The organism is Eisenbergiella sp. OF01-20, from assembly GCF_003478085.1.
Taxonomy (GTDB): domain Bacteria; phylum Bacillota; class Clostridia; order Lachnospirales; family Lachnospiraceae; genus Eisenbergiella.
On record NZ_QUES01000074.1, the window covers coordinates 1 to 6,070 of the forward strand.

A 6,070-nucleotide genomic window follows, 5' to 3' on the forward strand; every position below is an offset into this window, starting at 1 on the left:
ACCGTTGGCGTTCAGCGTGATTTGTCCGTCGCCGGTTTTGGAAACCGAACCGCCGTTTGTTGGGGTAATCGTCAGGCCGTCATACCCCTCATTGGCGTACAGATTTGCCCCGCCCAGCAGCACCTTGACCGTCGGGAGCGGGTCGCAGGCGTAGCCGTCGGGGAGCGCCGCCGTAAAGATGTAATCGCCGGTCAGCGGCCAGTTATCCCCGCCGTCCTGTTTGTATTCCTCGCAGCTCCAGCCGGTGATGTCCAGTGTTTCCGGGTTTTCCGTTCCTTCCATTTCCCCGCGGATCTGTTTGGGCAGCATGGATACCACCGTGTCAAAATCCGCCTGATTGTCCATGCTCACGCCGGGAAGGGCCAGTTCGTGAACCGCATAGTCTGAATCATCGCCCGCCACAAACGTCCAGCCGGTGATGGTTTTTACAAGCGCGTCGTTCGCCGGGGGAGCCATCACGCACTCGCCCTCATGCCCGTCCTCCAAAGTGCAGCCCCCGGTCTTTGTACAGGGGAGCGGTTCCTTTGGGGGCTTCCCCGTCGGCTTTTCCGCCGTGTCCGCCGAAACCGTCACGGTGATTTGCGGCAGCGTTGCGCCGCTTGACAGGGGATAGCCGCCCACGTCCGCCGTAAACACATACCTGCCCGCCGCGCCGTCGTCATAGGCCGGGCCGCTGTCCCAGGTCACGTGGATTTCTTCCTTGGATGTGGTGACGGCCGTGACCGTTTCCCCGCGGTCCATGGGGGAGGAATCCCCGCCGTCGTTGCCCGACACGCTTTCCGCCTCCATATCACCCCCGTCCGGGATTACTGTTTCCTCGGTGACGTGATAAACTGCCGCCGTCACCGTGTCCGGCAGGTTCAGCCCGGAAAGCTCCGTGCCCACCGGGACAGACTGCTTTTTAACGCCCTCGTCCAGCGGTTCAAAGGACGCGATACTCCCGTCCTCTTGGATGGCGGCCTCCGGCGCCTTGTTCTCCGCCATGGCCACTGCCGGAAGCTGTGCCGCAATCAGCACGGCGGATAAAAACAGCGCCCATCGTTTTTTCCTTTTTTGTATCATCCGTATTCCCTCCTGGTAGATAAATAAAAGTGGTTTGTGGCGTGTATCAAAGATACCTGCCCTATAAGGGGATACCCCCTTCTGTGAAAACCCTTACCTGCGTTATCTTATGTCCCTTTCTTGTCACCAGGGAGGCTCCGCCTCCTTCCGTGCCGCCAAAAGCCCGGCGCATTCCTCCCGGACGGGAAAACGCTGCCGCTTTGACAGACCGCCGGATTGCCATCGCCAGGATACAGCCCGCCTGCCGCACAGGGTCCGCGGCGGCTTTGAAACCGCCCTCCCGCGTGGAATCCCCGCCCTGCCGCCTGCGTCCAGGGGGAAGCGGCCGGGTTCCTCCTGCAAATAACGGACGGCTTCGGCAATGCGCACCGAAAGAGGAAAGACGTTTTCTTTCATACCCATAAGATATCACTGTTCTTCTGTGATCAGTTTACCATGTTATGAAAAAGAGTAAAATCATACGGTATGAGGTTTTTCCAAATTTATTTTTTATTCGTATTAAAAATGAAAAAGTATGGGGACGGAAACAGGCGCCGGATAAGTCCTCCGCACCGAAGCGGGAAGAATGTGCCTTCTGGCTCCTGCGGGGGGACGGCACCTATTCGAGGGCTCCCCCGCGTTGCGGGGAATCAGCCGTACCATGTAGGGGACGACAGCCCCTCCATGTCCCCGATCACGGGGGCGGTGGAGGAACGGGGCATCCGCCGGCCCGGCCCTGTGTGTGGTAAAGTAACACAGGCATCGCCTGCCGGTTTCTTCCCGTCCCCTGGCGTCTTGCTTTTGTGCGGCAAAGCGCATATAATAAAAGGAACCTAAGTTTAAAAAAGGAACGGGAATTACGGCGGGAGGACGGATATGGAATACATGACGGTAAGGCAGGCGGCGAAAAAATGGGACCGCTCGGAACGCTGGGTGCAGACGCTTTGCATCAAAGGGCGCATCAAGGGGGTGTACCGCCCCGCCCGTGACTGGCTGATCCCCGCCGGCGCCGGATGCCCCAGGGACAGGCGCAGGCGGGAGAACCGGGGGGAGGACGGGCCATGAACGGTATCGATTCCCTGATGTGGCAGGAATGGCTCTGGTGCGTGCTGCAGTTCGTAGGGCCGATGTTCCTGCGCTACTACCCTTTCCGCAAGAAGCTGAAAATCCCCCTATGGGCGCTGGCGGCCATCACGGTGGCGGTGTGGGGCGGCATCGCACTCTGTCTCGTGCTGTTCGGCTACTCGCAGGAATACTCCATGAGCATCTATTGCAGCGCCGCCATCCTCATCTTCTTCCCCCTCTCCTGCATCATCATCAAGGAGCGGTTTGTCAGGCACTTCTTTGTCTACCTCATGTCGTATAACCTGATGACGGTGAGCATCGGCGTCTCCCAGTTCGTCATGCAGCGGCTGGGCAATAACCTGCCGGCGGGGAACCTCGCCACCCTTGCTTTCTACCTTGTGGCCTACCCGCTGATCTTCCGCTTCCTGCGCCGGGATTTGGAGCCGGTGATGGACGTGGACGACCCCAGGGTGTGGAAAATCGCCTGGGTGCCGATGGCGCTGTTCTATCTCGTCATCGCGGTGGCGACGCCGGGGATGCTGAACGCCCGTCGGGTAAGCTATGTGCTGACCCGGACGCTGGTGGGCCTGCTGTGCGCCACGTTCTGCATGATCCTGGTGATCTGCCTGCGGTACGCCCGCGAACAGGCGGCCAGGGAGGAAGCCCTGGCCCGTGTGCAGGGGCTGGCGGACATGAAGGAGGAATTTTTACATAACCTCTCCCACGAATTGCAGATGCCCATCACGGTGGTTTCCGGCTTTGCCCAGCTCACCGGGCGGATGATGGACGACGGGGAAATCGACCGGGCCGCCGTGCGGGACAACATGCGCCGGGTGGACAGCGAGGCCGGACGGATGGAGCGGCTGGTGGAGCAGCTTCTGGACGCCGCCGCCATCGAGAACGGCAGCTTCTCCTTAAGCCGCAGGCCAACGGACATCGGGGAGCTGCTGGAAACAGTGGCCCGCGTCCACTTCCCGGTGATGGACAGCCACGGCAACACCGTGACGGTGGACGCGCCGCCCGGCCTGCCCCCGCTGTACGCCGACCGGGAGCGGCTTTTGCAGGTGCTGCTCAACCTGGTGTCCAACGCCGTCAAACACACGGAGGGCGGCAGCGTCGCCCTGTCCGCGCGGGCGGAGGGGAAGCTGGTGGCGGTGACGGTGAAAGACACCGGCGCGGGCATTGCCCCCGGCCTGCTCCCCCATCTTTTTGAGCGGTATCCCCAAAACCGCGCGGCAGGGGGCAACGGGCTGGGCCTGTATATCTGCGGGCAGATCGTGAAAGCCCACGGCGGCCGGATCGAAGTGGAAAGCAGGGCCGGGGAGGGCACCGCCGTGCGGTTTACCGTCCCCGCGCTGGAACGGGAGGTGACAGGATGAAGGGGAAAATCGCTTTAATGGTGGAGGACAACGAGCATGTGCTGGCGCTCAACCGCTCAGTGCTGGAGCGGGAGGGCTGCACGGTGCTCCCCGCGGGGAACCTTGCCGGAGCGCGGCGGGCGCTGGCGGAGCATCCCAACCCTGATATTGTGGTGCTGGATATTCTGCTGCCGGACGGCAACGGCTTAGCATTTATCCCGGAGCTGCGGGAGACGACCCCCGCCCCGGTGCTTATGCTCACCAGCAAGCGGGACTATGCGGACATGGTAAAGGGCCTGACCGGGGGCGCGGACGACTACATGACGAAGCCCTACCGGGTGGAAGAGCTGCTGGCGCGGATGGTGGCCCTGCTGCACAGGCGGGACGCCGCGCGGGAGGGCGCCCTCTTGACGCGGGGCGCCCTGGCCCTGGACATGGTGGCGCAGCGGGCGTTCCTGCACGGGGAGGACATCCTGCTCAAGCCCCGCGAGTTCGCCGCCCTCTGTTATCTGATGCAGCACGAGGGCGAGGGCATCCCGGCGGAGCGGCTGTATGAAACGGTGTGGAAGCTGCCGATGGGTGGCAGCGCAGGCGCGGTGAAAACCACCGTGTCCCGGCTGCGCAAAAAGCTGGAGGGGAGCGGCTATGCCATCACCTCCGGGTGGGGCGGGGGCTATTGCTTTGAGCGGGAAAAATAAATTTCTCAAAAAAGGTTACAACTTGGCAACCTTTTCGTTTTTGCCGCCCGCCTGTGTTATAATGTGTGTGGGGGTCACAAGGCCCCGTAAAAACAGGAAGTCACGATGGTGGCTTTCTGTTTTTCAGTTACTACAGCGCGTTTCGGAAGGAAAGGCGGGTATGATGCGGAACCGGAAACCAGCCGTCCTTCTGATCGGGGACGATGAAAATGGGAATGCCGCCAGCCGACAGATTTTGGAGCGGGAGGGCTGCGCGGCGCACGGCGTGGAGAACGGCGGCTTCAAGAAATTTTTCAAAGGGGTTGACAAGTTGAATAGACGCGATATAATTCAAGACAGACAGACAGACAGACAGACAGACAGACAGACAGACAGACAGACAGACAGACAGACAGACCCTTCGTAAGTCTGTCCTTTGGTCATACCCAAAAACTGAATCATTCACCACCCAAACAGGCGCTTGCCCTTCTGGTTTCGGAAGGGCGGGCGTCTGTTTGTGCGTTCAGGGAAAAAACCGGGGCAGCGGCGGACACGCCGCCGAGAAGGAGGAAAGATAAGATGATAAAAAAGAAACGAACCGGGGCGATGCTCCTGGCCGTCGCACTGGTGGTGACACAGCTTCCAGTGGTGGCGCTGGCAGAAAATATCGTACCGGAGGACGGGAGTATCGCGTCCTTTATGGAGCTTCCCAGCAGCGTGGCGGAGCAGACCGTCCCGGTGGGGACGGCTTATGAGAAACTGGTTCTGCCGGGCAAGGTGGAGGCAAAAGTGTACCATGTCACGGAGGACATGGTGGTTCCGGATAAGGACGAGTTTGAGGAAGAAACCGGCGGCGCTTCCACAGCCAGCCCCAGCGACGCGGACGAAAGCGTGTCGGGGAACGGCGCGGGGCAGGAAACGGAAAGCGGAGAAACGGTCACGACCGTCACCACGTCCTCACAGAAGATTTCTGTGACCTGGGAGAGCGCCCCGGCCTATGACGACGGCACGGCGGGCAAGTATGTATTCACGCCGGACGTGGGCGGTTATGTCCTTGCGGACGGTGCGAAGCTGCCGCGGATCACCGTCACGGTGGAGGCGGAGACGAAGCCCTGCGCAAAGACGCCGGGCTGCCCCCTTCCCGACGGGCACGAGGGCGTGTGCGGCAAGGAGCCGGTGGAGGACAGCGGTGCGGCGGCTGTCACCATCACGGCCTTTGACGAATGGACCGGGGCGGTAAAATACGTCCCCCTGCAGACCACATGGGACGGCCTGGGCCTGCCCGCGACGCTGGGCGCGTCCGGATACACGGTGACGGACGATACGGAGCCGGCCCCGGAGCCGGAGGCGATCTCCATTAAGGGCGTGACCTGGGAGGTCTTTGAAAAGGACGGCAGCCCCGCCGCCTATGAGGAGGGCCGGACAATCCCCAGCATCTACTGGCTGCGGGCGGTTTTGCCGGAGGGGTATACGCTGGACGAGGGCGCGGCCCTGCCGGTGATAAAGCTGTACTATGGCATGGCGCTCCGGTCGAACCCCTCCGGAACAGGCTCGTTCACCGTGACGGGGGATAATACAAAATACGCCTACGACCCCGATGACCACGTTTTGACCATCAAAAGCGGCGCGGATTTGACCCTCTCCGGCACCGCCACCCAGGACAAAATCGTGGTGGAAAGCGGTGCGCAAAAAGTCCGGCTTACCTTGGACGGGGTAAACATCGACGTAAGCAGCACGAACGGCGCTTGTGCCTTTGACATGACCGGCGCGGAGGTAGAGCTCATCCTGGCGGACGGATCCGACAACATACTGAAAAGCGGTTGGGACCGCGCCGGGCTGGAGGCCCCGGCAACTTCCACGCTGACCATCGGCGGCTCCGGCAGGCTGGAGGCCACAAGCAGCAACGCTGCCACTGGCGCTGGCATCGGC

At 61.6% G+C, this 6,070-nt stretch carries 7 protein-coding genes; 5 read left to right on the forward strand and 2 right to left on the reverse strand.

Features of this window, described 5'->3' with window-relative positions; all coding sequences use genetic code 11:
• Positions 1 to 1,062, reverse strand: a 1,062-nt coding sequence (locus DXA36_RS32270; protein ID WP_243114790.1) for an Ig-like domain-containing protein, incomplete at its 3' end; no start/stop codon positions are given.
• A gap of 123 nt (positions 1,063 to 1,185) precedes the next feature.
• A complete protein-coding gene (locus DXA36_RS32275; protein WP_147366675.1) occupies positions 1,186 to 1,464 on the reverse strand; it encodes a hypothetical protein in 279 nt (92 codons plus the stop codon).
• 453 nt (positions 1,465 to 1,917) lie between these two features.
• Between DXA36_RS32275 and DXA36_RS32285 the strand changes: the two genes are divergently transcribed.
• The 5 genes from DXA36_RS32285 to DXA36_RS32305 all read left to right on the forward strand — a co-directional run.
• Positions 1,918 to 2,106, forward strand: a complete 189-nt coding sequence (locus DXA36_RS32285; protein WP_118683607.1) for a DNA-binding protein — start codon at positions 1,918 to 1,920, stop codon at positions 2,104 to 2,106.
• Positions 2,103 to 3,485 carry a sensor histidine kinase gene (locus DXA36_RS32290; RefSeq protein WP_182479358.1) on the forward strand — a complete coding sequence of 461 codons (1,383 nt, stop codon included), beginning with the start codon at positions 2,103 to 2,105 and terminating at the stop codon, positions 3,483 to 3,485. The genes DXA36_RS32285 and DXA36_RS32290 overlap by 4 nt, the downstream gene beginning before the upstream one ends.
• Positions 3,482 to 4,162, forward strand: coding sequence for a response regulator transcription factor (locus tag DXA36_RS32295; protein WP_118683609.1), 681 nt, complete (start codon positions 3,482 to 3,484; stop codon positions 4,160 to 4,162). Before DXA36_RS32290 ends, DXA36_RS32295 begins: the two co-directional genes overlap by 4 nt.
• Positions 4,163 to 4,322: 160 nt before the next feature.
• Complete coding sequence (locus tag DXA36_RS32750) at positions 4,323 to 4,568, forward strand: hypothetical protein (RefSeq protein ID WP_147366676.1); 246 nt, start codon at positions 4,323 to 4,325, stop codon at positions 4,566 to 4,568.
• Positions 4,569 to 4,720: 152 nt separating this feature from the next.
• Positions 4,721 to 6,070: carbohydrate-binding domain-containing protein (locus tag DXA36_RS32305; RefSeq protein WP_118683610.1), on the forward strand; the 1,350-nt coding region annotated here is incomplete at its 3' end.